At 34.2% G+C, this 25951-nt stretch carries 18 protein-coding genes, 4 pseudogenes and 3 other annotated features; of the genes and pseudogenes, 18 read left to right on the plus strand and 4 right to left on the minus strand.

The annotated features are described in order from the left end of the window. Positions 1-218: 218 nt before the first annotated feature. Positions 219-1556 carry an FAD-binding oxidoreductase gene (locus tag M1D66_RS12670; protein WP_242555181.1) on the minus strand — a complete coding sequence of 446 codons (1338 nt, stop codon included), beginning with the start codon at positions 1554-1556 and terminating at the stop codon, positions 219-221. Between the two features lie 155 nt (positions 1557-1711). After that, a pseudogene (locus tag M1D66_RS12675) lies at positions 1712-1876 on the minus strand (GNAT family N-acetyltransferase); the annotation flags it as partial. 85 nt (positions 1877-1961) lie between these two features. Here M1D66_RS12675 and M1D66_RS12680 point away from each other — a divergent pair. The 4 genes and pseudogenes from M1D66_RS12680 (at position 1962) to M1D66_RS12695 (ending at position 5699) form a co-directional block, all read left to right on the plus strand. Then, positions 1962-2453, plus strand: a complete 492-nt coding sequence (locus M1D66_RS12680) for a nitroreductase (protein ID WP_070180236.1) — start codon at positions 1962-1964, stop codon at positions 2451-2453. A 213-nt stretch (positions 2454-2666) separates the two neighbouring features. Next, on the plus strand, positions 2667-4250 hold the full coding sequence (entB, locus tag M1D66_RS12685) for a cell wall-binding protein EntB (protein ID WP_242555182.1): 1584 nt from the start codon (positions 2667-2669) through the stop codon (positions 4248-4250). Positions 4251-4549: 299 nt separating this feature from the next. Continuing rightward, on the plus strand, positions 4550-4972 hold the full coding sequence (locus M1D66_RS12690; protein ID WP_000665936.1) for an SMI1/KNR4 family protein: 423 nt from the start codon (positions 4550-4552) through the stop codon (positions 4970-4972). A 52-nt stretch (positions 4973-5024) separates the two neighbouring features. Continuing rightward, positions 5025-5699 (plus strand): annotated as a pseudogene (locus tag M1D66_RS12695) (hypothetical protein). 18 nt (positions 5700-5717) lie between these two features. Here M1D66_RS12695 and M1D66_RS12700 read toward each other — a convergent pair. Beyond that, positions 5718-6242 carry a kinase gene (locus M1D66_RS12700; protein WP_000070081.1) on the minus strand — a complete coding sequence of 175 codons (525 nt, stop codon included), beginning with the start codon at positions 6240-6242 and terminating at the stop codon, positions 5718-5720. A 103-nt stretch (positions 6243-6345) separates the two neighbouring features. Here M1D66_RS12700 and M1D66_RS12705 point away from each other — a divergent pair, with 103 nt between their 5' ends. From M1D66_RS12705 to M1D66_RS12720, 4 genes and pseudogenes are all read left to right on the plus strand, one after another. Next, positions 6346-6447: a YfzA family protein gene (locus tag M1D66_RS12705; RefSeq protein WP_000502344.1), complete on the plus strand. Its 102-nt coding sequence runs from the start codon at positions 6346-6348 to the stop codon at positions 6445-6447. A 138-nt stretch (positions 6448-6585) separates the two neighbouring features. Continuing rightward, a pseudogene (locus M1D66_RS12710) lies at positions 6586-6804 on the plus strand (YfzA family protein); the annotation flags it as partial. Positions 6805-6816: 12 nt separating this feature from the next. Continuing rightward, the gene (locus M1D66_RS12715; RefSeq protein WP_086385766.1) at positions 6817-7353 is read left to right on the plus strand and encodes a GNAT family N-acetyltransferase; all 537 of its coding nucleotides are present in this window, start codon (positions 6817-6819) and stop codon (positions 7351-7353) included. A gap of 34 nt (positions 7354-7387) precedes the next feature. Next, a pseudogene (locus M1D66_RS12720) lies at positions 7388-7904 on the plus strand (cysteine hydrolase family protein). Between the two features lie 150 nt (positions 7905-8054). On the opposite strand, the gene M1D66_RS12725 reads toward M1D66_RS12720, so the two are convergent. Continuing rightward, positions 8055-8492, minus strand: a complete 438-nt coding sequence (locus M1D66_RS12725) for a YndM family protein (protein WP_153595279.1) — start codon at positions 8490-8492, stop codon at positions 8055-8057. Positions 8493-8673: 181 nt separating this feature from the next. On the opposite strand from M1D66_RS12725, the gene M1D66_RS12730 reads away from it, so the two are divergent. The 10 genes from M1D66_RS12730 (at position 8674) to M1D66_RS12775 (ending at position 25758) form a co-directional block, all read left to right on the plus strand. Beyond that, on the plus strand, positions 8674-12156 hold the full coding sequence (locus tag M1D66_RS12730; protein WP_242555183.1) for a DUF4020 domain-containing protein: 3483 nt from the start codon (positions 8674-8676) through the stop codon (positions 12154-12156). Positions 12157-12263: 107 nt separating this feature from the next. Then, positions 12264-12499 (plus strand) — a binding site (T-box leader). A gap of 54 nt (positions 12500-12553) precedes the next feature. Beyond that, positions 12554-12789 (plus strand) — a binding site (T-box leader). A 194-nt stretch (positions 12790-12983) separates the two neighbouring features. Beyond that, a complete protein-coding gene (locus tag M1D66_RS12735; protein ID WP_001273575.1) occupies positions 12984-14060 on the plus strand; it encodes a bifunctional 3-deoxy-7-phosphoheptulonate synthase/chorismate mutase in 1077 nt (358 codons plus the stop codon). A gap of 9 nt (positions 14061-14069) precedes the next feature. Beyond that, positions 14070-14289 (plus strand) — a binding site (T-box leader). 53 nt (positions 14290-14342) lie between these two features. Next, positions 14343-15515 carry a chorismate synthase gene (aroC, locus tag M1D66_RS12740; RefSeq protein ID WP_074555213.1) on the plus strand — a complete coding sequence of 391 codons (1173 nt, stop codon included), beginning with the start codon at positions 14343-14345 and terminating at the stop codon, positions 15513-15515. Between the two features lie 18 nt (positions 15516-15533). Further along, on the plus strand, positions 15534-16634 hold the full coding sequence (hisC, locus tag M1D66_RS12745; RefSeq protein ID WP_016122708.1) for a histidinol-phosphate transaminase: 1101 nt from the start codon (positions 15534-15536) through the stop codon (positions 16632-16634). Beyond that, complete coding sequence (gene tyrA / locus M1D66_RS12750; protein WP_086385762.1) at positions 16627-17727, plus strand: prephenate dehydrogenase; 1101 nt, start codon at positions 16627-16629, stop codon at positions 17725-17727. The genes hisC and tyrA overlap by 8 nt, the downstream gene beginning before the upstream one ends. A gap of 17 nt (positions 17728-17744) precedes the next feature. Beyond that, positions 17745-19034, plus strand: a complete 1290-nt coding sequence (gene aroA / locus M1D66_RS12755; protein WP_000664630.1) for a 3-phosphoshikimate 1-carboxyvinyltransferase — start codon at positions 17745-17747, stop codon at positions 19032-19034. 124 nt (positions 19035-19158) lie between these two features. Further along, positions 19159-20316 (plus strand): GNAT family N-acetyltransferase, encoded by a 1158-nt coding sequence (locus M1D66_RS12760; protein ID WP_242555184.1) that lies wholly within the window; start codon positions 19159-19161, stop codon positions 20314-20316. 229 nt (positions 20317-20545) lie between these two features. Continuing rightward, entirely contained in the window at positions 20546-21112 is a 567-nt protein-coding gene (locus tag M1D66_RS12765) for a TetR/AcrR family transcriptional regulator (RefSeq protein WP_001107309.1), read from the plus strand. Between the two features lie 210 nt (positions 21113-21322). Further along, complete coding sequence (locus M1D66_RS12770) at positions 21323-24439, plus strand: MMPL family transporter (protein WP_242555185.1); 3117 nt, start codon at positions 21323-21325, stop codon at positions 24437-24439. Between the two features lie 470 nt (positions 24440-24909). Beyond that, positions 24910-25758, plus strand: a complete 849-nt coding sequence (locus M1D66_RS12775) for a P-loop NTPase family protein (RefSeq protein WP_242555186.1) — start codon at positions 24910-24912, stop codon at positions 25756-25758. Positions 25759-25951 lie beyond the last annotated feature (193 nt).

Below are 25951 nucleotides of genomic sequence, written 5' to 3' on the forward strand. Positions count from 1 at the left end.
AGGGGAACGGAGCTTTGGATGAAGTACAATTAAAAGAATGGCTATATAAACGAAAGTATGTTATCTAAAAAAGACCTTGAGAAAGTGTTACTTTCGATTGTTGAATAGATATTTAGTAAGAGAAATAACTAATAATTATATTATGTAAACTCTTTTTGTAAAACACCCATAAAAAAATGGATGTTTTGTATTTAGATAGATTAGGTGGAGTGTATATTTTAAAAAAGCGGAATACTTTGCGGAAAGTTAAAAACATTTTTCGGATCATATTTCGCTTTTACTTCCATTAATCGGTCAAAGTTGCAACTGAAGTATGCATCTGGCCAATTTTTAATGGATAGGTCAGGCGTATTAACGTAGACACCTTTTGTAAATGGAAGCATCGCTAAGCGGAAGTCTTCAACCCATCGAATACTTCCAGCGGCACCTTCTGGTTGCTCCCAAGTAGCGAATATTGACATGTTTGATAGTGCTTTTCGGTAAAAGTAAGCAGTTGCCTCATTTGGCACCTCAGCAACAGCACCGCCTAATCCGTGGAAAAATACGGAGGTGGTGGAAAAGGGAGGTGCATTATTAATAAAGTGATCGATAATGGATAGTCCTTCTTCTGGTAATAGTTCATATACATATGGACCAACACTTTTAAATGGTAAAGGTGTTGCAGGTTGCTTTTCAGCTATTTTTGCTGCTGCTTCTGCCCAGGGTATTTCTTCGATAGTTACTTGCATTGGTGAGCCGGCTTCTAATAATGGCTGTAGTAGCGTCTGCAATTCTTGAACAGAACCGAGAAATACACCTTGCATTAATAAAGATGCTTCTAATCCAGCAGACATAAAAAGGGTAGTTGTAAGTCGTTTATCAGCACAAGGTAGTGTGTATTCTTGCCAAGAGTTTAATACATCTTTTAAGTCCAATATCCCCCAGCTTATTTCTGCAAATCCTACCGTATTAATTTTATGTGTTCGAAACTTAAACGAAGTACATATTCCAAAGTTACCACCACCAGCACCGCGCGAAGCCCAATAGAGATCGGAGTTACACTTGGCGATAGCGCGTATTATACAACCATTCGCGTCTACCATTTCTAATTCAAGTAAATGATCGAGAGTTAATCCAAACGGACGAGAGAGAATACTATGTCCGCCACCTAAAGTAACACCTGCAATCCCGGGAGTAGGACAAACACCACTCGGCACAACTAACCCTTCAGCTGCAAGTGTTTCAATTAAAGAAATATTTCTCCATCCAGTCCCGATAGTTACAGTTCCATTATTGTGATCTATTTCTAATTGTTTCATTTCACTTACATCAATTACAAGACCAGCATTACTGACGGATAATGCCTCATAATTATGACGTCCAGAGCGCATGCGTATAGGAACGTTATGTAGCCTTGACCAGCGAACAGCGTTTACTACATCCTGCGTATTTTGAGCAAAAACAATGATTAACGGAAATTTGTTGAAGAATGTATTGAATTCTTCACGCGCTGAATTATAATCAGGATCATTAGGTGTAACGATACGACCAGTAAGTTCAATTTTTTGATTATTCATTTCAGTCATCTCTCCTTGACGTGAAATATTTATAATGTGGAAATACAGAACATAAAGAAGAACTGACAATACTTTATAAGTAAATGAATAAAGGAAAAGGATTATTCCAATAAAGAAAAAGGCAGTGCTACATAAGTAGCGCTGCCTTTTTGGAATTATATGTATGTGCTCAAAATTTCCCTAGGTAATCCATCAATCTCACAAACTTTCTCCGATGTAAAACCTACACTTAGTAAAATTTTGCGAGAAGGGATATTATTCGGATCGATAATTGCTTTTAGTACGTTTACATCTGTTTGCTTCGCTATTAAAGCTAGTTGTTAATTTTTGATTGTGTACGTACATACAATATGTAATTAAGTGAATGACCATCATAGTAATTACAGAAAAGGGTGAATGAAGCATATGAATCAATTTGAGCAAATGATGTACGTTGGTGTCATCATGTCTATTGTACTATCCGTAATGATTTTAGGGTCCTTATGTTATAATCCTCGACTTTCGTTAACTGATTATCCGAAAGATATTCAAAAAGTAGTTTTTCCAAAATCGATTCATGAAAAAAAGCAAACCATTTATTTTAATATTGTATATAATACTATTCTTTTCGGTAGTCCTTTCGTTTCTACATATATACTACATAAGCATGAAAAGTTAATGTATATGGATGCCTATTTACACACTTTTGGTATTTTAATGATTTTCAATTTAGTAGATTTACTTATAATTGATTGGCTAATTTTTTGCTGGATTACTCCAAGGTTTGTTGTGATTCCTAGTACGGAAGGTATGAAAGGTTATAAAGATTATAAGTTTCATTTAAGAGGGGCTATAGTCGCTACTCAAATTTTAGCAATCGTAAGTTTATTTTTGGCGGGAATTGCCACAACTATTTAGTGTGAAGAAGGGCATGGAGCTTTTATAAAAGATAAGGAGAGTTATAATATATAGAATTAGAAATGAGAATTTGATAGTATTGGAGTAAGGAGTTTTAATAACAGTATATTAAATAATATTAATATACTGTTGCAAATGTTTTGATATTATGTGAAATTATACAATTTTACAGAGACATTTGATAAAATTCAAAAAAATTTAATGGAGGGTAATATGAAAAAAGTAATTGGCGCAGCAACAGCAACTGTTTTTGGATTGGGAGCGTTTACTACAACTGCTACCGCAGAAACAATCGTAACAGCAGATGTACTTAACGTACGTGAAAAACCGACTACAGAATCAAAAGTGGTCGAAAAAGTAAAGAATGGGCAAGAGTTAAAAGTCATAAATACCGAAGATGGCTGGTCAAAAATTGAGTTGAACGGTAAAGAAGTGTTTGTAAGTTCGGAGTTTACAAAAGATGTATATCATGTAACGGCGAATTTGTTAAATGTACGTACTGAAGCAAACACGGATTCAGAAATTCTTGGCAGACTAAAAAAAGATGATGTAATTGAATCAACGCATCAAGTAAAAGACGGATGGCTGCAATTTGAGTATAAAGGAAAAACTGCTTATGCAAACGTTTCTTTCCTATCAAGTACAGCACCAACTGAAAAGAAAACTGAAGAGAAAACGAAGCAAATAGCGAAAGTACAAAAATCAGTTAAAGAAAAGAAAGAAATAAAGACGCAGAAAGTAGCAAAAGCGAAAGAAACAACGAAAGCACAAGAAATAGTAAAGCCTAAAGAAGAGGCAAAAGTAGTAAAAGTTAAAGAAGAAGAGAAAGCGCAAGAAATAGCAAAGGCTAAAGAAGAGGCAAAAATTAAAGAAGAAGTAAAAGTTAAAGAAGAAGAAAAAGCGCAAGAAATAGCAAAGGCTAAAGAAGAGGCAAAAATTAAAGAAGAAGTAAAAGTTAAAGAAGAAGAGAAAGCGCAAGAAATAGTAAAGGCTAAAGAAGAAGTAAAGGCTAAAGAAGAAGTAAAGGCTAAAGAAGAAGTAAAGGCTAAAGAAGAAGTAAAGGCTAAAGAAGAAGTAAAGGCTAAAGAAGAAGTAAAGGCTAAAGAAGAAGTAAAGGCTAAAGAAGAAGTAAAGGCTAAAGAAGAAGTAAAAGTTAAAGAAGAAGAAAAAGCAAAAGAAATAGCAAAAGCTAAAGAAGAAGAGAAAGCAAAAGAAATAGCAAAAGCTAAAGAAGAAGAAAAAGCAAGAGAAATAGCAAAAGCTAAAGAAGAAGAAAAAGCAAGAGAAATAGCAAAAGCTAAAGAAGAAGAGAAAGCAAGAGAAATAGCAAAAGCTAAAGAAGAAGAAAAAGCAAGAGAAATAGCAAAAGCTAAAGAAGAAGAGAAAGCAAGAGAAATAGCAAAAGCTAAAGAAGAAGAGAAAGCAAGAGAAATAGCAAAAGCTAAAGAAGAAGAGAGAGCGAAAGAAGCATCTAAAAACAACATACAGTCTGCTAAACGTGAATTAACGGTAGTAGCGACAGCGTATACTGCTGATCCAAGTGAAAATGGTACATATGGTGGACGCGTATTAACTGCGATGGGGCATGATTTAACGGCAAATCCGAATATGAGAATTATTGCAGTTGACCCGAAAGTAATCCCATTAGGATCTAAAGTATGGGTAGAAGGCTATGGAGAAGCGATCGCTGGTGATACTGGAAGTGCAATTAAAGGTAATCGTATTGATGTTTTAATGGGTTCAAAAAGTAAAGCTATGAATTGGGGAAGACAAACTGTTAAAGTGAAAATTTTATAATAACAATAATTATCCAAATAGAAGTCAGTTCTCTTTATTGAGGCTGGCTTTTATTTTTTTAGTAGAAGGATAATAGGATTTTTAAAGGGCTTATTACTAAACCTGTAACAAAACATAAAAATTGTATGATGTTTAGAAAATAAAACTATTAAGAATGAGATAAGGAAGTAGAGAAGAGTAGAGTAGTATGTTGAAAACGAAGGATTAATGTATAATGAAATGTATAAATTGGATCAAATCGTTTACTAAACACTTTCAATCATAATAGTGTAATTAAGTTCAAAGGATAGGTGTATTTCATGAAAGAAGTAAGAGAATATATTGAAACAAAGAAACAAGGTGTATTAGAGTTGCAAATAAAAGAAACTGAAGAAAAGTTAGGTGCTGCTTTCCCAAATCAATATAGGGATCTTATTAAATTAGTTAATAATGCTGAAATAGGGGAATGGATACTATATCCGATTAAAGATAATAGAAATGTAACGAAAACTTGGGATGATATAGTTAGACAAAATGTTGACATGAGAGATGAGTATATGCCAGAAAACCTTATCATAATTGGTGACGATGGTTCAGGAGATAAATTGTGCTTTAAAATAAATAATGGAAAAATGGATGATGAAATATACATTTGGTATCACGCGGATGACGAAATGGAAGAAATATCTCCGAGTTTAAAAGAATTTATTATGGAAACTATTCAGGAAGACGATGTTTTTTAGTCTTAATTATTATCATTTTGTGAATCATTCTTATAAAAGGCGCAGATAGAATATGACAACAGAATTATATGGTGCACATTGCAAAGAACGGAAAGGGTATAGAGTAATTGAAGGAAGAGGTTCATATAATCATTACTTTGGCGGTCAAGATTGTAATTTGCCAGTATGTAAGTTATGCGGTGAAAAGATGCATCAAATTCTCTGTTGTGATTTAAAAGATGGGAGACTTGCTGAACTTAAAAGTAATGAACTAAATATTTTACCATTCGTTTCATGTTTGAACTGCGCGATGGTATGGGAACCGCAATATTTTCAGTTAAGTGATGGAGGTAAAACTGTTCAAATCATACAGCAGCAAAATACATAAGAATGGATAATGGAAGAGGAATATAAGTTACCAGTTTTATTACCAAAAACAACGGTAAAGCTTATAAATATGAAAAATGAAGATATACCTACAGATGAAGATAGTTACTGGGAAGCTTTTGACTTGTTCGGTTCTGAATATGTATGTAGATTATTAGGGGTACCGTTATATGATAATCTTCCAAAGGATTTGGCGTGTCCAACTTGTGCGAAAGAGATGAAATATGTTGCTACAATTACTCAAGATATTGAGGAACGTGGACTTATTTCAGTAGTTGATTTCCAGTTTGGGGAAATGAATATATACTATTATTTATGTATAGATTGTTTAATTATAAAAACTGAAATACAAAATATATAACAAGCCTAACATATTATGTTAGGCTTGTTTTTTGATCGCAACATCATTAAGAATTGCATCAAATATATCTTTTTGCGTAAAGTTATCTGTAAAAATAGTTTCTCTGGCAACCTTAATTGTATCGTGCGGATTATACCATTTTTGTAGGGAATCCTCACCAAATTCATGTCGTTTGTCTCTTGTGTTATGTCGTCTAATAGTTTCCTCTAATGATAAATCAAAGTAATATGCAAATGCATTTTCATCAAAATAACGAATTAATTCTTTTAACATCTCACCATACCTATGACTGTTCAATATACCTTCTAAAATAACAAATTCACATTTTCCTTTTCCGTACTTCGTAATTTCAAATAGTAAATCATGTGATAAATTACCCATTGTGTCGTGTACTCTAAGCATATCTCTACGTACAACATCCTGTGATACTAAAAGTGTCCCTTGTCCGAAATGTTCTTGTAGTTGTTTTGCAATCGTTGTTTTACCACTTGCGGAGTTTCCTCTAAGAATGATTAAAGTGGATGTAAATATAGGATTAGACATAATATATTCCCCCCCTGAACAGTATTAATTATATAGAAAATTTTAACAAATAAAGTGAGGAAAGTGTATAATCAATATGATGGATATTTAAGGAGGGGGTAAAATGGGGGATATATTAAAAAATGCACAACCAATATGGAAACGGACTTGGTTTCGTTATCTAGGGGCATTTTTTATTGTTCAGTTACTGTTTATCCCGCATTAACGGGCAGTAAGACCCCCACCTCAAAATTCAGCGAAAGCGAAGAAGTTAGGTGGGGGATCAACTGCCCGTAAAAGCCCGATTGGTGAGGGCTGATAATCAGTGGGGGATGAACAAAACCCCCACTGATTAAAGTTTCACTTTATTTTGTGTGAAATCACTGCGTGGGCGCCAAACTTTAGGCCAGGCGGAGAGTTTTTTAATAGAATATTAAATTCTCAATTTTTCACTGAATGGTTCACACTCTATACAATCCCGCAATTTAACGTATTTACAGCATTTTTTGCGATTACATTACTACCATATGCATTAGTAGGTGCAATGAAAGATGTAGCAGCAAGAAAAAATATAAAGGAATAATAGAGGTATAATATGCTTTTTCAAAAAGATGGTTTATTGATTAGATACGTAATGGAAGATGATGCATCTATCATTTCTAAATGGTTAACGGACCCAGCAGTCTTGCAGTATTACGAAGGACGAGATAATCCGCAATCTGTAGAAAAGGTGCTTGATCATTTTATACATAGTCCAAACAGTAATGAAAAAAGATGTTTAATAGAATTTGATACCGTTCCGATTGGTTACATACAAATGTACCCAGTGGATTCAGAGTGGAAAGCGTCATATGGCTATAAAGAATCACAAAATGTATGGGGTATGGACCAATTTATCGGTGAACCAGCTTATTGGGGAAAGGGAATTGGAACAAAACTCGTTCAGGCAGCAATTACATATATTATGGGTGAAATGGGAGCAGAAGCAATTGCAATGGATCCGAAAGTAAATAATGAACGAGCAATAAAGTGTTATGAAAAAAGTGGATTTAAAAAAGTAAAGATTTTAAAGGAACATGAGTTGCATGAGGGGAAATTAGAAGATTGTTGGATGATGGAATATAAACAATAATAATGGCTTATACAAATAAAGGGGGATGTGTGAAATGAAAAAAGCATTAATCGTAATTGATGTGCAAGCGGGTATGTATACAGCTGGAATGCCAGTACATAATGGGGGAAAGTTTTTACAAACATTGCAAGAGCTTATTAGGGAATGTCGTTCAAATGATATTCCAGTTATTTATATCCAACATAACGGTCCTAAAGACCATCCGTTAGAAAAAGGTACGGATGGATGGCGAATCCATGCGGCCATCGCTCCGCAAGAAGGAGATAATATAGTTGAAAAGACGACTCCAGATTCATTCCATAATACAAACTTAAGCGAAGTGTTACAAGAGAAAGGAATTGAACACGTTATTCTTTCGGGAATGCAAACAGAGTATTGTGTAGATACGACAACGCGCAGAGCATAAAGTAACATTAGTGAGGGATGCGCATAGTACATTTAATACAGAAGTGTTACGTGCTGAAGATATTGTGAAACATCATAACGCAGTATTGGGAGCGTTTGCGGATGTTGTTGCAGTAAAAGACTTAAAAGTGGCTGCCTCTAAATAAGAGGCAGTTTTTTATTAGAAAAAATAGCGTCAAATATTGTTAGTAAGTCGGTATTTTGAAATAATCACTTATATAATTTCACGTACCATAATGAAAAAATACAAAAAAGGAGCACCACATAATTAAAAAGGGCGCTCCTGCATTAAAACGTTACTTTTTCTTATCTTTATCCAATATATTTTGTTCTTCAGCAAACTCTGTACCATATGCAAAGCGGCGATTAATACGAATGTTATCATTGTTGTGCCTTGTATGAGAGTTAGAGAAGCGATGAACGATTACTTCAGATAAAGTGAAGACGATGGCAGAAAGGATACTGCCCCATGCAATTTGCATATAGTTGTCTAATAAAATATTACCGAAAATCCATACGCTTAAATATGTTAATAAGAAATCCGACATAATGGCACCAGTATTGCCAATTCGATTTGAAATAATTTTATCAACGAACATGTAGGATACGATTGTAACAAAGAGACTGAATGAAATAATTTGAACAAACGTTGCAGGGAAAAATAAAGCAAGCCCAATGCTAAATGCGATAATGCACGATATAAACTTGATAAGCACTACTGTGAAATCATTCAAAATTTACACCTCCGATTTATACATAGTTTTTCAATAAATTCTGGAGTTCATACATTGTAACGGATTTATTTACATAAAACTTTTTCATGTTCGGAATTTAGTCTAAATATTATAAAAACAATGAAAAAATGTTATAGTAAAATGAGAGTATATGACATTTTTAGGTAAGGGGGAATCCAAGATGTGGATTACTTCAGAAGTAGAAATTCCAGATGAGTTAATTGATCACCTTGAGCAAGGAAAGTTAGTGTTATTTGTTGGAGCAGGAGTTTCTATGAAAGGGAAATCAAACTTACCGAATTTTGATGATTTAGTTGATGAAATTGCAAAAACGTTATATGTCGAAAAACGTGAAATAACAGAGCCACATGATTATTATCTTGGTAAAATTGCGAAAACAAAAGATGTACATCAAGTCGCAAGAGATCTCGTTCATATAGAGAAATCAAAACCGAATCCATTGCATTATGCAATTCCAAGGTTATTTCCTTTAGATACAGATATCCGCATTGTAACAACAAATTTTGATCAACATTTTACAACTGCAATTAAAGAAATAAATAGAGATATCAATGTTTATTACGCTCCAGCTTTACCGACTGGGAGAGCTTTTAAAGGTCTTGCTTACATACATGGTAATGTAGAACAGGAGAAAGAGGCTTTAATTTTAACAGATGGTGATTTTGGAAGGGCTTACTTAACGGAAGGGTGGGCGAGAAGGTTTTTAGTTGATCTATTCTCAAATTACACCGTTTTATTCGTTGGATATAGTCATAATGACCCAGTAATGAAATATTTAGCAACTGGTTTACCACCAAGTACAAGACGATTTGCTTTTGTCGCACAAGGAGAAAATACGTACCACTGGGAACATTTAGGGATAAGACCAATTGTGTATCCGAATAAGGTAAATAATCATCAATCCCTCGTAAAAGCGGTAAAACGCTGGGCTGAATTAATGGGTGATAATTATATTACGAAAAGAATGCGTATTCGGGATATTGTAACGGTTCCCCCGTCAGTAGAACAGGAACAATTATCATACATAAAGCAATCGATTAAAAAAATTGAAACAGTACGTTACTTTGTGGAATTTGCTCATGATTATGAATGGGTCGAATGGTTAGAAGCAGAAGGTAAATTACAAAATTTGTTTATGCTTACGCCAAACTATAATGAAGTAGATGAATTACTTGCAGAATGGTTAGTGGAACAATTTCTTTTTAGTCATCAGAAAGAATTATTTCAATTAATTTATAAAAACTATTCTAAAATATCACCGTTATTATGGAGAACAATTTGTAACTACTTAAACGAAACGAAGAGTAAGATGGACCCGTTGTTGTTTGCAAGGTGGACCCTCCTTTTATTAGAAACAGCTGAAAAAGATAGTAGCTCTATAGAAAAGATTTCTAAGTTACTGCAAAAATGTTCTTTTCCTGAGCATAAAGAAATTGCCTTATTGTTACTAACTTTTATTTTAGACGGAAAACTGAAGTTGAAACGTGTAAGAAAATGGGGAAATGATACGCAAGAATCAATAGAACTCGAGGAATCGAGTCGCTTACCAGTATCTACATTTTCTCATGTGGAGCAAATTTGGAACGAAAAGATGAGGCCATATATCGCTTATTATGCTGTTCCAATTATGATGATTGGATTAGAAAAATTGAGAATGTTGTCGTTAAGACAAACTGCACTGAAAAAAAGAAATAAGGAAAATGTAGAGAAAGAGTTTCATCAAAATGATCTTGCATTTTTAATACGAATTGTAAAAGAGTGTCTAACTTATTTATGCGAAAACAATGAGAAAAAAGCGGATTATTATATTACAGAAATGATAGAAGCAAATAGTGTACTTCAAAAGCAAATTGCAATTGATGCGATGAATAAAAATATTTTTGTTCGTGTAGATGACAAAATGAAATGGTTGTTACATGAAGGACTTCTTTTAGATTTCACTTATAAACACGAAGTTTTTCAACTTTTAAAAAGGCATTATGCACATTGTTTAGAAAAAACAAAAGAAGAAGTCATTCGAACTGTAATAAAGCATCTTACAGAAGAGAGGGTATTTGATGCATGTCTCGTATTAGACTTATTATTCAAGTGTGATTCAAATAGTCCATCTACGGCAAATGGGTATGAGTTAATGAAGCAAAAGCATCCTCATTTTCATTCCGAACGATACAGTGTACAAAAGAAAGAGGATACAGAGCAAAGTATTACTTGTAATGTAACTGCTGACGGATTATTGCAACTGAAAGATGTTGAAATTATGAAGCAAGTTCAGCAATTTTCGCAAGATCGTGTTTTGGAACAACGCCATTTTTTAGAGATGTTATCAAAAGCATGTAAATTAAACACAGAGTGGAGTATTTCATTTGCATACCAATTAGTAGGAGTGCAAGAAATAAGTAATGAAGTATGGTTTGTTTGTATTAGAGAATGGCGAAATAATCGAGGATTGACAAATGATCAAATCCAAAAAATTATTCCGCTATTGCAGAAATTTGTTAGAAATACTGCTTTTCATTGGTTAATTAGTAGTTTTTTATATGAAATTAGTAATCGACTAGAAGAGTTAGAAGAGAATAGTATACGTGTTGTAAAACGATTTGCTTTTTCAGTGTTTCCTCAAGTTATGAAGAGTGATACAGACTTTAAGCTTGGGAAACAAGATTTTTACAATGAATCAATTCAGCATCCAGTTGGAAAAATGACAGCTGTATTATTAAAGTTGTTATCATATGATCATTTATACGATCGTAATGTATATGAATATTTATTTTTATTTGAAGAACAAGTAAGAGTTAATTCGGAACGAACAAACTTTATGTTTGCTCGTTTAATAGCAGATATTACATTCCTATATCATATTGAAAAACAATGGTGCCGAAAATATTTGTTACCATACTTAGATTTAAAAAAACAAAATGAAATTACGGAATATGCATGGGCCGGCTTATGTTACACGCAAATAAATCTACCTTTATTTACAGAAATGAAGCGATTTATTAAGTATGCGATAGAACATTTGGAAGTATTACATCCGCATACGAGAGAAGCTTTCTTGAAGTGGCTTAGCTTTGTATTTATTAAATGTGTACTATATTGGGATCAAAAAACAGGTTGGTTATACCCGTTACTCATACTAGAAAATGAAGAAAATAAAATTAAGTTTATGCAGTTTTTATGCTATTACGTCAAAACATTAAGTGTAAAAGAACAACAAAAATTTTGGACAGCTTGGCTCAGTGTATTTTTGCGAGAACGACCAAAAATGGGTGAGATAACTGCAAGAGAATATGTAATGCTTTTACGTATTATTTTATACATGGATGAAATATTAGAAAAAGGATTATGTATTATGTCTCGTGCATTTTCAAGTGTACATGGTAAATGTGCAGGTGAGGAAATGAAGCAGTTATTGATTGAAATGCTTCATAAAAAAGAAAGTATGAAAGCGCATAAAGAAATATTTGCAAATGTGTTTTTTATTTTACTACAAACATGTCACGAAGCCGTTTTATTTGAAAAAGAAATCATAAAAATAAAAGAATTATTAGTTCAGTATGAAGTAGAGGAATATGTTTTACATTTACTAGAAAATGAAATAATTCGCATAGGAATTGTAATGGGTGATTTACAAAAAGAATTATAGGACGAAAGTGGAATTTAAAAAAATATATAAAAAGTTGTTGACAGTGTTTTGAAAAGCGTTCTATAATACGAATCATACTTATTCAATTTCAAAAACATTTGAATAAACAAAGTGCAATGAAGAGATCACAGTAGTGGTTAGTCTTACTGTAACAGAGAGCTGGTGGTTGGTGTGAACCAGTACAGGGATAATCATGAATTACAGTCTTGGAGCATCTTTTTCGTAATAAAGATAGTTTGTCTTTATGAGGAAAAAGCGGTCAATTGATCGTTAACAGTGAAGAGAGGTAGACGGAAAGTTAGTCTACAACTAGGGTGGTACCGCGATAAATATCGTCCCTACTGATTTATTCAGTAGGGACTTTTTGTATTTTAGTGGTTCAACTTGAAAATTAAATAGTCATGCATTGAAAGGAAAAGCAGTAGTTGTTGTTTCCCTGTAACAGAGAGCTGGTGGTTGGTGCAAACCAGTACATAAACAAGAGCGAATTACAGTCCTGGAGCATCTTTTTCGTAGTAAAGATAGTATTGTCTTTATGAAGGGAAAGACGGTCAGATGATCGTTAACAATGAAGAGAGGTAGACGAAAGAAGTCTACAACTAGGGTGGTACCGCGATAAATATCGTTCCTACTGATTGGATCAGTAGGGCTTTTTTGTACAAAAAAGTGGGTTTTTAACTAGTAGTTCATGTCTTTGTAAGAATTATCAGTTTAAAATAAGAAGAGGTATCGATTCCACTATGAATTTGTATAATTAGTCAGTTCAGAAAATAGAGAATTTTTTATTCTCTTACTATACTTTTAAAACATTAGAGGAGGATTTCCAAATGGCAAATCATGAATTAGATCAATTACGTAAACAGGTAGATGAAATTAACTTACAACTATTACACCTTTTAAACAAACGTGGTGAAATTGTTCAAAAAATTGGAGAGCAAAAGCAAGTACAAGGCACGAAACGCTTTGATCCAGTACGTGAGCGTGAAGTACTTGATATGATCGCAGAGCATAACGAAGGACCATTCGAAACATCAACAGTTCAACATATTTTCAAAACGATTTTCAAAGCAAGCTTAGAGTTACAAGAAGATGATAACCGTAAAGCGTTACTAGTATCACGTAAAAAGAAACAAGAAAATACAATCGTTGATGTAAAAGGTGAATTGATTGGAAACGGAACACAAACGTTCATTATGGGACCTTGTGCAGTAGAAAGTTTAGAACAAGTTCGTCAAGTAGGGCAAGCGATGAAAGACCAAGGCTTAAAATTAATGCGCGGTGGTGCATTCAAACCGAGAACTTCTCCATATGATTTCCAAGGTTTAGGAGTAGAAGGACTTCAAATTTTACGTCAAGTAGCAGACGAGTTTGACTTAGCAATTATTAGTGAAATTTTAAATCCGAACGATGTTGAAATGGCATTAGACTACGTTGATGTAATTCAAGTTGGCGCACGTAACATGCAAAACTTCGATTTATTACGAGCTGTAGGTAAAGTTAACAAACCAGTATTATTAAAACGTGGATTAGCAGCAACAATTGATGAGTTCATTAACGCAGCGGAATACATCATTGCGCAAGGTAACGATCAAATTATTCTTTGTGAGCGCGGTATCCGCACATACGAAAGAGCAACACGTAACACATTAGACATTTCTGCAGTACCAATTTTAAAGAAAGAAACACATTTACCAGTTATCGTTGATGTAACACATTCAACTGGACGCAGAGATTTATTATTACCAACAGCGAAAGCGGCACTTGCAATTGGCGCAGATGCAGTAATGGCTGAAGTTCATCCAGATCCAGCAGTTGCATTATCAGATTCTGCACAACAAATGGACATTCCAGAATTCCATAGATTCATGGATGAGTTAAAAGGTTTCAAAAATAAATTATCTTAATTCCATATCATATATGCGTTGAAGAGGAAACAGTAGTGCTTATCTCACTGTTAAAGAGAGCTGATGGTCGGTGTGAATCAGTACAAAGGTAAGCATGAATTACAGCCTTGGAGCATCTTTCCCGACAACTTTTGGAGGGTAAGACGGTCAAACGATCGTTAAAGAAGAAGAGAGGTAGACGAAAGAAGTCTACAACTAGGGTGGTACCGCGATAAACATCGTCCCTACTGAGCGCTCAGTAGGGACTTTTTTGTACAAAAAAATAGTAAAGGGGCAAGAGAAATGAGATACATTACAGCTGGAGAATCACATGGACCGCAGTTAACAGTTATTTTAGAAGGTGTACCAGCAGGTTTGACACTTACGGCGGAACATATTAATAAAGAATTATTAAGAAGACAAAAAGGTCATGGACGCGGAAGACGTATGCAAATTGAAACAGATACAGTTGAAATTGTAAGTGGTGTTCGTCACGGGATGACACTTGGATCACCGATTACGTTAATTGTAAAAAATGATGATTTCAAACATTGGACGAAAGTAATGGGTGCAGAGCCAATTTCTGAAAAAGAAAGTAAGGACATGAAACGTACAATTACAAAACCACGTCCCGGACATGCGGATTTAAATGGAGCAATTAAATATGGTCATCGTGATATAAGAAACGTATTAGAGCGCTCATCTGCAAGAGAAACGACAGTTCGTGTAGCTGCTGGTGCAGTTGCAAAACAAATTTTAAGCGAATTAGGCGTGGAAATTGCAGGACATGTTCTTGAAATTGGTGGAGTAAAAGCAAAACATATTTCAAACTTACCGATTGAAGAAATCCAAACGATAACTGAAAACTCACCAGTTCGATGTTTAGATAAAGAAGTAGAGCAAGAAATGATGGATGCGATTGACAACGCAAAAAGTAGCGGAGATTCAATCGGTGGTATTGTGGAAGTTATTGCAGAAGGTATGCCAATTGGCGTTGGTAGTTACGTTCATTACGATCGTAAATTAGATGCAAAACTTGCTGGTGCAATTATGAGTATAAATGCATTTAAAGGTGCTGAAATTGGCGTAGGTTTTGAAGCGGCAAGACAACCAGGAAGTAAAGTGCATGATGAAATTCTGTGGGATGAAGAAAAAGGATACACGAGAAGAACGAATAATGCCGGCGGTTTAGAAGGCGGTATGACAACAGGTATGCCAATTATCGTAAGAGGCGTGATGAAGCCAATTCCTACTTTATACAAACCGTTAGCAAGCGTTGATATTGATACGAAAGAAGCATTCCAAGCGAGTATTGAAAGATCTGATAGTTGCGCAGTACCAGCGGCGGGTGTAGTAGCTGAATCTGTTGTGGCATGGGAACTTGCAGATGCACTAGTCGAACAATTCGGAAAAGATCGTATGGAATTATTAAAACAAAACATTATGCAACACAATAACTACGCAAAAGAATTTTAATAAAAAGGTGGGTTTAACGTGCAAGTAAAAGATCAACTATCATCATTACAACCATATAAACCAGGTAAATCACCAGAACAAATGAAAGAAGTGTACGGAGATCATTCGTTTGTGAAATTAGCATCGAATGAAAATCCATTCGGCTGTTCGCCACGTGTTTTAGATGAGTTGCAAAAATCGTGGTTGGAACATGCTTTATATCCTGACGGAGGTGCTACAACGCTCCGTCAAACAATCGCAGATAAGTTACATGTGAAAATGGAACAAGTACTTTGTGGTAGTGGTTTAGATGAAATCATTCAAATAATAAGCCGCGCCGTATTACGAGCGGGAGATAACATTGTAACAGCAGGTGCAACATTCCCACAGTATCGTCATCATGCCATTATAGAAGGTTGCGAAGTGAAGGAAGTTGCGTTAAATAACGGTGTATACGACTTAGAAGAAATTTCTTCAGTAGTAGATAACGATACAAAAATTGTATGGATTTGTAACCCGAACAATCCAACAGGCACATATGTGAATGACCGAAAATTGACTCAATTCATTGAAGGTATTAGTGAAAATACGTTAATTGTCATTGATGAAGCGTACTATGAATACGTAACAGCAAAAGATTTCCCAGAGACATTACCGCTTTTAGAAAAACATAAAAATATTCTTGTACTTAGAACATTTTCTAAAGCGTACGGATTAGCTTCTTTCCGCGTTGGATATGCGGTTGGACAGGAAGAGTTAATCGAAAAATTAAATGTCGTTCGTTTGCCATTTAACGTATCTTCATTAGCGCAAAAAGCAGCGACGATTGCTTTTGGTGATGACGAGTTTATTGAAGAAATAGTTCGTGTGAATACAGAAGGGTTACAACAATACGAGAGCTTTTGTAGGGAAAATGATATTCCATTTTATCCATCGCAAACAAATTTCATCTTCTTGCCAGTTGAGAATGCTGGAGAGATTTATGAAGCTTGTGCACATGCAGGATTTATTATTCGTCCGTTCCCGAATGGTATCCGTATTACAGTCGGAACAAGGGAGCAAAATGAAGGGGTGATTTCAGTGTTACAACAACACTTTGAAAATAAAAAAAGAAAGTCTCGAGATGAGGAAAATGCGTAAAAAGGTAGTATTAATTGGAACTGGTTTAATCGGAGGCTCTCTCGCATTAGCAATTAAGAAAGAGCACGATGTAACGATAACAGGTTATGATATATTTCAAGAACAAGTAGAGTGTGCAAAAGAATTACACGTAGTAGATGAAATAGCAGTTGATTTACAGCATGCATGTGAAGAGGCACATTTAATTGTTTTTGCTTCTCCAGTTGAAGAAACAAAGAAGCTATTACACAAACTTGCGTCATTCCGTTTACGAGAAGATGTTATAGTGACTGATGTTGGTAGTACAAAAGGCACGATTATGAATGAAGCAGAAACTTTATTTTCAAAGGAAGTATCTTTCATTGGTGGACATCCAATGGCAGGTTCTCATAAAACGGGAGTTGAAAGTGCAAAAGCGCATTTATTTGAAAATGCATTTTACATTTTAACACCGATGCATCATGTGCCAAATGAACATGTGGAAGAGTTAAAAGATTGGTTAAAAGGAACGGGATCACATTTCCTTGTTTTAAATACAGAAGAACATGATTATGTAACAGGAATCGTTAGTCATTTCCCGCACCTTATCGCAGCAGGTTTAGTGAAGCAAGTAGAGAAACATGCAGGAGATAATCCGCTCATTCATCAGCTAGCTGCTGGAGGGTTTAAAGACATTACACGTATCGCATCTAGTAGTCCGAAAATGTGGAGTGATATTGTAAAGCAAAATCGTGAGCATTTAATGGTATTATTAAAAGAGTGGATCTCTGAAATGGAAGATTTATATAAAACAGTTTCTACCGGAGATGCATGCGAGATTCAAAACTATTTTGCAGATGCGAAAGAATACCGTGATTCTTTACCAGTAAGAAAGAGAGGGGCAATTCCTGCCTATCACGACTTATACGTCGATGTATTAGATAAGGTGGGGGCATTGGCTCATATTACGAGTATTTTGGCGCGCGAGGAGATTAGTATTACGAACTTGCAAATATTAGAAGCGCGTGAAGGACTGCTTGGGGTATTACGTATTAGCTTCCAAAGGGAAGAAGATCGTATGAAAGCAAAACTAGCGCTTGGAGAAGAAGAATACCAAACTTATGAAACAATTTAAATGAGAAGGTGAAAAACGTGAAAGAAAGAACAATACAACCTGTTAATAACGGATTGAATGGCAATATTACAATCCCAGGTGATAAATCCATTTCACACCGTGCTGTTATGTTCGGTTCTATTGCAGAAGGGAAAACAACAATTAAAGGTTTCTTGCCCGGTGCAGACTGTTTAAGTACGATTTCATGTTTTAAAGAAATGGGAGTAGAAATTACGCAAAACGGTGATGAGGTTACTGTAGTTGGTAAAGGATTAGAAGGTTTACAAGAACCAAAAGCTGTATTAGATGTTGGTAATTCTGGTACAACAATCCGATTAATGTCAGGTATATTAGCTAACACACCATTTTTCTCTTGCGTACAAGGTGATGAATCTATCGCAAAAAGACCGATGAAGCGTGTAACAAACCCATTAAAACAAATGGGCGCAAACATAGACGGCCGAGAAGAAGGAACATTTACACCGTTAACAATACGTGGCGGAGATTTAAAAGCAATTGAATATATTTCTCCTGTTGCAAGTGCACAAGTAAAGTCAGCTATTTTACTTGCAGGTCTTCGTGCAGAAGGTGTAACAGCTGTTACAGAACCACATATTTCACGCGACCATACGGAAAGAATGCTCGAAGCATTTGGTGTTAAAGTAACTCGCGAAGGGAAAACAGTGAAGCTGTCAGGTGGACAAAAATTAACAGCAACAGACATTCAAGTGCCCGGTGACGTATCATCAGCAGCATTTTTCTTAGTAGCAGGTGCAATCATCCCAAATAGTAAACTAGTATTACAAAATGTAGGAATGAATCCAACCCGTACAGGTATTATTGATGTTTTAGAAAAAATGGGTGCTACGTTCACTGTAGACCTAATTAACGAAGGGGCATCAGAACCAGCTGCAAATATTACAATCGAAACATCTTCATTAAAAGGAATTGAAATTGGCGGAGATATTATCCCTAGATTAATCGATGAGATTCCTGTAATCGCATTAGCGGCAACGCAAGCAGAAGGAATTACAGTAATTAAAGATGCACACGAATTAAAAGTAAAAGAAACAAACCGTATTGATACAGTAGTTGCTGAGTTAACGAAACTAGGAGCTCGAATAGAAGCAACTGATGACGGTATGATCATTTACGGAAAATCAGCTCTAAAAGGCAATACAGTAAATAGTTATGGTGATCACCGTATCGGAATGATGCTTGCAATTGCTGGCTGCCTAGCAGAAGGAAAAACAATTATTGAAGATGCAGAAGCAGTAGGTGTATCATATCCTACATTCTTTGACGAACTTCAAAAGTTAGCTAAATAAAAAGGGTGGAAAGCAGATACGTGATGTATCTGCTTTTTTGTTAAAACGTCCTTGTAATTTCACTTACCGAACTATAATAGTGAGAATTATGATACAATTCAAAAAGGGAATGGAGGAGAATTATATGAATGTCATACAATTAAAAGAAGATAAATTCAGAGAAGCATTACGTTTATCAGAATACGCTTTTCAATATAAAGTAGATGAGGAACGATTACAGCAGCAACTTACAAAAATGAAGGAAAGTCATGAAATATACGGCATTATGGAAGGGAAAGACTTAGCTGCAAAACTACACCTCATCCCGTTTCATATTTACATAGGTAAAGAAAAATTTAAAATGGGTGGCGTTGCAGGAGTAGCGACGTATCCAGAGTACAGAAGAAGTGGGTATGTAAAAGAGCTACTTCAACATTCACTTCAAAGAATGAAAAAAGATGGCTATACAGTCTCTATGTTACACCCATTTGCTGTTTCATTTTACCGTAAATACGGCTGGGAACTTTGTGCGAATCTACTCAAATGTCATATAAGTAAGAGCGATTTAGTGATGAAAAAACAAGTAAATAGTACTGTGAAACGTTTTAATAAAGAAAATCATCCAAAAGAAGTCGAGAAGCTCTATGAAGCATTTGCAGAACGTTTTTCATGTATGTTAGTTCGAGAGAAGAACTGGTGGTTACAAGCGGTTTATGATGATTTAACATTAGCGATTTACTATGATGAAAATAAAAAGGCAGCAGGTTACATGTTATACAAAATAGAAAACTATAAAATGACAGTAGAAGAATTTGTACCACTGCATAATGAAGCACGAAATGGTCTATGGAATTTTATTTGCCAGCATGATTCTATGATTAAAGAGCTTGAAATGAAAGTAAGTGAAAACGAACAGTTGTTATATACATTGCAAGAACCACGTGTGAAAACAGAAATAAAACCATATTTTATGGGAAGAATTGTAGATGTAGAGCAGTTCTTAAAACAGTATGAGTTAAACTGGAACAATGTACAACAAGAAGTCATTTTACATATTACAGATTCATTTGCACCGTGGAATAATGTATCGGTGAGACTTGCAAATTATGAAATAGCAATTATAGAAGAACCAATGGATAAAGGGATCAAGCTAGATATAAATGCACTATCTACAATACTGCTTGGATACAAACGCCCATTAGAACTAAATGAATTAGAATTAATTAGCGGAAGCGAAGAGGAAATACGGGCATTTGAGAATGTAGTACCAGTGCGCAAGCCGTTTATTTATGATTTCTTTTAATTTGCATATAAGATGGAGTTGTTTCGAACAAAATTTTGGGATAGCTCCATCTCATTGTATTAATTTTTGTCGGTAAGTTGATATATCCTGAAAATCGCTGATATAATTTTATTCACATACAAGAGAATAGAATCGCAACTATACGTTGTCACGCACTTGACTTTTATTCCCTGTAATTTATAATTAAAAACGGAATGAATTTTCATTCCTGAAAATAGAGGTGGAAAAAATGGCTAAAAACAAACAAGAGGATATTTTTGATGCTGCGATGCAACTTTTTGCAGAGCGTGGTTACGATGGTACGACAATTCCAATGATCGCTGAAAAAGCAAATGTCGGTGCGGGTACTATTTATCGCTATTTTGAAAATAAAGAGGCGCTTGTTAACTCATTATTTTCAAAAAGTATGTTACAGCTTTCTGAAATGATAAAAACGGATTTTCCTGTTGAAGCAAATATTCGTGAACAGTTTAGTCATACGTATAACCGTTTATTTGAATTTGCGAGAAACAATGTGGATGCTTTTTTATTTACAAATTCTCACTGTGATAGTTATTTTCTTGATGAGCAGAGTAAGAAAATATTTGACGATTTTATAGGCTTCTTTATGAATATTATTGAAGATGGAATCGCAAAAGGTTTGCTTCGTCCATTGCCTCCAGTTGCTTTAATTATTATTGTATATCAACCGTTAGAAAAATTAACGAAAGTAATTGCAACAGGGCAATTAGAATACTCGAAAGAGTTAGTAAAAGAGTTGGAAGAAAGCTCTTGGAACGCTATTAGAATCATTTGATTCTATAGCTTTATAAGGACAGGAATGAATATTCATTCCTAAATAGAATTAAAAAATGAGAGTAGGAGAGGGTATTTGTGCAACTAAAGGAATGAATATTCATTCCGGAAAGACTAGTTTAATAGAGTTTACAAAATAATGTAATAGAATAATAGGAATGAATATTCATTCCGTAACTAACGTAAATTTTAATCGCGGGAGATGATGCAAATGAGCAAGCTGAAAAATTGGAGAAGTTTATCTTTTCTATTATGGATAGTTATTACCATTACAATGATCGTAACGATGCCTAATATGGATAAATTAGTGAAAGAAAAAGGGCACATTACGATTCCTAATACAGAACAAAGTAGTATTGCTGACAAAATGATAAAAGAAATGGATAAAGACGGGACAGAAAAGTATGACATTATAGTTGTTTTTAATAGTGACAGTAAAACAGCTTTAACGACTGAGCAAAAAGAGGAAATAATAAAAACAATCAACGCTTTGCAAAATGAAAAAGAACAATTAGGAATTAAAGAAGTTGTTTCACATTTAGATAATAAAGAATTAGAGAAACAATTAGTTTCTAAAGATAATACGACTATTTTAACGCAAATATCGATAGATAAAAAGCATGGTGAAATATCGAAAGTTACAAATAACCTTCATAATAAAGTGAAAACGAAAGGGGTAACAACGTACTTAACAGGAAGTGATTTAATAGCAGGAGATTTCCTTACATCTTCTCAAGAGGGAGTGAAAAAGACTGAAGTTATTTCAATCATTTTCATTCTTGTAATATTAATCATTGTATTCCGTTCACCTATTGTTCCAATTGTTTCTCTTCTTACTGTTGGGGTATCATATTTAGTTTCAATGGGGATTATTGCTCATTTAGTAGATCAATTTAATTTTCCATTTTCTAACTTTACACAAGTGTTTGTCGTTGTTGTCCTGTTTGGGGTTGGAACAGACTATAACATTTTATTATTTACGAGATTTAAAGAAGAATTAAGTAAACAAGAAAACGCATTTTTGGCTACGAAAGAAACATTTAAATCGGCAGGGAAAACCGTTTTATATAGCGGGATAGCAGTACTAATTGGTTTTGCATCTCTTGCTTTAGCGAGTTTTAAACTATATCAATCTACTTCAGCGGTAGCAATTGGTGTCGCAGTTTTATTACTAGTATTAACTACGTTAAATCCGTTTTTTATGGTGCTTTTAGGAAAAGGGATGTTTTATCCCGTTAAAACATTTAAAGGTCATGAAGACAGTCGTCTATGGGGATTCTTTGCGAATAACTCAGTAGTGAGACCATTTGTAGCTTTAATTATTGTATTCGTGATATCAATTCCTTTCATATCAAAGTATTCTAATACACTTAATTACAACGATTTATTTGAAGTAGACAATAAATATGAGTCGAAAATGGGGATTAACGTAATAGAAGAACATTTTCCACCTGGTTTTTCTTCACCAAGTACGTTAGTCATTCAATCGAATAACAAGTTAGATGAGGCGAGTTCGCTTCAAACTTTAGATGAACTAACTGATAAGATTTTGAAAGTAAAAGGTGTTTCAGAAGTATATTCACCGACACGTCCAACTGGTGATAGGATTAAAGAACTATATATAAATAAACAAGCGGGTGAACTAAATACAGGTTTAGGAGATGCCAATGGTGGTATAAAGGAAATTAATGATGGATTAACTACTGCGAAAGATAAGATGGGTAATAAGGACTCAAATAGTCTTGCGAACGTTCAAAAGTTAATTGATGGAACAAATGAAGCGAAAAGTGGTGTATCAGCATTAGGAACAGCTTTAAATCAACTATCCAATGGCATAAATGACGGAGCACAAGGTGCGCGGCAAATTGAGAGTGGGTTAACTTCAGTAAATGAAAATATAAGTGTATTATCTCAAGCAACTTCACAACTTCATGCTGGCTATACACAGTTAGAAAAAGGTTTAAGTTCTTACGATCAATACTTCGGAAGTATTTCTCAAGCGATTGACGGTGCGAAGAAAGGTTATGAACAAATTGAAATGTTAATGACCAATTTCGTTCAAACGAAACCAGAATTAGCGAATGATCCAAACATACAACAAACGATAGGAATTGCTAAAGAGGCTCAAAAGAAATTAAGCGTACTTTCAAATGAATTAAATCAATTAGCAACGCAGCACAAAACGGCGATGAGTTCATTTAAAGAAGCGAATCAATCGTTACTGAAAGTGGATAACGGCTTAAAAGAAATGAGCAATGGAGTTAATAAGTTACAAAAGGGAGCAGCCGATCTTAAAAATGGATTAAATGAAGGTTCTTCAGGTTCAAAACAAATTGCAAATAAATCAGTTGAGTTACAATCTGGATTAACGAAAATAAACGATGGGCAAGGTCAGCTATTAACCGGACTGAAAGACTTGCAAGAACAGATGGGTCAATTACAATCCGGACTAACTAAAAGTACAGAAGGCCTTGAAAAGGTAAGTAATGGCCTAGGGGATGCTCAGAAATATTTAGGAGAACTGAACGAATCAAAAAGCTCTGAGAAATTCTATATTCCAAAAGAAGTTTTGGAGGGAGAAGATTTCCAAAAAGCTTTGAATACGTACATGTCACATGATAGAAAGACTGCTAAAATGACAATCATTTTAGACGTAAATCCGTATTCAAAAGAAGCGATGCCAATTATTCAAGAAATCAATAACACAATAGATGGTACTTTGAAGGGGTCGGAATTAAATCATGCGAAAACAGCAATCGGAGGAACGACAGCTAGAAACGTTGATTTAAAAGAAGTAACTGGGCAAGATTTCTTACGTACAGCTACAATTATGTTAATTGGAATCGCGATTGTATTAATTGTGATTACACGTTCATTATTAAACACCATCTTTATTATTGGATCGTTACTATTAGCTTACTTTGCATCATTAGGGATAAGTGAACAAATTAGTACGCATATTTTACATGTAGATTCATTAAGCTGGAATGTTCCATTCTTTAGTTTCATAATGATTGTCGCTTTAGGAGTGGATTATAGTATTTTTGTAATGATGAGATACAATGAGTTAGAAGGGGACCCAGCGACGAAAATTGTAACTGCTTCTCGTCATATCGGAGGAGTCGTATTATCAGCGGCACTTATTTTAGGTGGTACATTTGCTGCATTAATCCCTTCAGGTGTATTAACGCTTATACAAGTAGCATCCGTAGTTGGCGTTGCACTTCTTCTATTAGCTTTAATTGTGATGCCGATATTATTACCGGCATTAATAGGGTTAACGAGTAAAATGAAGAATTATGCAAAGAAATTAAGTGAAAGAAAATAAAAGAATCCCCTTTTAAAAGTAACTGTTTCAGTTATGGGAGAGAACATATAAAATAACACACAAATTAGGGATGTAAATCACATATGATTTAGCATCCCTTTTTTAATTGTTATTGCATTGTTTAAGTACTTTTATCTAGTTAAATTGCAAAGGAAGAGAAAAAGAAAACAGTAAAAACACCAGCGCAACGATTGGGGATTACTGACAAAGTATTTGATTTAAAAAATATAATTTACTTTAGATAGTTCACTCAAATAATGGTGGACTATCTTTTTTAAAAGGTAAATGGAAATTTATGTTAAAATAATGATAGAGATTGTGAAAAAATGTTCTTAAACTAACGGTCAGGTTACTTTAAGAAGGATTTTTCAAAGGAAATGTTGAATATCGTATTTTGAAGGAGTGATTGCAGTGGAGTAAGTAATTTTTTAAATCTTGGTTAAATACTTTGAAGGAAGGGATTTATAAATATGAATACAAAACTAATAATAGTAGAAGGTTTACCTGGATTCGGAAAATCGACCACTGCAAAGCTAATAAATGAAATTCTAAGCCAAAATATAATTGAAGTTGAACTATTTTTAGAGGGGAATTTGAATCACCCCGCCGACTATGATGGTGTATCTTGTTTTAATAAATTTGAATTCGATAGATTAGTATCTAACAGTGGAGATTTTAAAGAAGTGCTTCTTAAAAGAGTTTTAAAAAAAGGAAGCAATTATTTATTACCATACAGAAAGATAAAAAATGAGTTTGGTGACCAGTTTTCGGACCAATTATGTAATGATATTTTTAAAAACGATATATATGAATTACCATTCGATAAAAATGTTGAATTAATTGCTGACAAATGGAATGACTTTGCTGAAATTGCTCTAGAAGATAATAAGGTTTATATTTTTGAATGTTGTTTCATACAAAATCCATTAACAATTGGGATGATTAAATACGGTGAACAAAAAGAAAAAATAATAAATTATGTAATGAAAGTTGCAAAAATCATAGAGAATTTAAATCCAATGTTATTCTATGTAGAACAAGATGATCTTGAATTTTCATTTAGGAAGGCATTAAAAGAAAGAAATCCAGAATGGTCCACAGGAATTGTCGACTATTATACGAACCAAGGCTATGGGAAAGAACATAACCATTCAGGGGTAGAAGGAGCGATAAAAGTTCTTGAAGCTAGAAGGAATTTAGAGTTAGAAATATTCGATATGTTAAAAATGAAAAAAGAAAAAATCAATAATACAAAATATGAAATTGCCTCATATAGGTCAATGTTAAAAGATAAGTTAACAATACAAATGGTGAAATAGCTTTTTACACTACCTGGTGCTTTAGTTGGAGAAGGAAATGAAAACGCTCAGAATATTTTCTGAGCGTTTTAGTTTGCTATTTATAATGCGAAATGCATACAAATTATTGTGTTATTTCAATTGATAAACATAATGCTCCAATTATAAATGTTTTTTCAAAATGAATCCTCTTTAAAACGTGTATGTAACTTTA

Source organism: Bacillus sp. PK6-16 (assembly GCF_056530295.1).

Coding starts and splice junctions, on each gene's coding strand:
- M1D66_RS12670 (WP_242555181.1), bottom strand. CDS start 1,556: ATGAATAATCAAAAAATTGAACTTACTGGTCGTATCGTTACACCTAAT.
- M1D66_RS12680 (WP_070180236.1), top strand. CDS start 1,962: ATGAATCAATTTGAGCAAATGATGTACGTTGGTGTCATCATGTCTATT.
- entB (WP_242555182.1), top strand. CDS start 2,667: ATGAAAAAAGTAATTGGCGCAGCAACAGCAACTGTTTTTGGATTGGGA.
- M1D66_RS12690 (WP_000665936.1), top strand. CDS start 4,550: ATGAAAGAAGTAAGAGAATATATTGAAACAAAGAAACAAGGTGTATTA.
- M1D66_RS12700 (WP_000070081.1), bottom strand. CDS start 6,242: ATGTCTAATCCTATATTTACATCCACTTTAATCATTCTTAGAGGAAAC.
- M1D66_RS12705 (WP_000502344.1), top strand. CDS start 6,346: ATGGGGGATATATTAAAAAATGCACAACCAATATGGAAACGGACTTGG.
- M1D66_RS12715 (WP_086385766.1), top strand. CDS start 6,817: ATGCTTTTTCAAAAAGATGGTTTATTGATTAGATACGTAATGGAAGAT.
- M1D66_RS12730 (WP_242555183.1), top strand. CDS start 8,674: ATGTGGATTACTTCAGAAGTAGAAATTCCAGATGAGTTAATTGATCAC.
- M1D66_RS12735 (WP_001273575.1), top strand. CDS start 12,984: ATGGCAAATCATGAATTAGATCAATTACGTAAACAGGTAGATGAAATT.
- aroC (WP_074555213.1), top strand. CDS start 14,343: ATGAGATACATTACAGCTGGAGAATCACATGGACCGCAGTTAACAGTT.
- tyrA (WP_086385762.1), top strand. CDS start 16,627: ATGCGTAAAAAGGTAGTATTAATTGGAACTGGTTTAATCGGAGGCTCT.
- M1D66_RS12760 (WP_242555184.1), top strand. CDS start 19,159: ATGAATGTCATACAATTAAAAGAAGATAAATTCAGAGAAGCATTACGT.
- M1D66_RS12765 (WP_001107309.1), top strand. CDS start 20,546: ATGGCTAAAAACAAACAAGAGGATATTTTTGATGCTGCGATGCAACTT.
- M1D66_RS12770 (WP_242555185.1), top strand. CDS start 21,323: ATGAGCAAGCTGAAAAATTGGAGAAGTTTATCTTTTCTATTATGGATA.
- M1D66_RS12775 (WP_242555186.1), top strand. CDS start 24,910: ATGAATACAAAACTAATAATAGTAGAAGGTTTACCTGGATTCGGAAAA.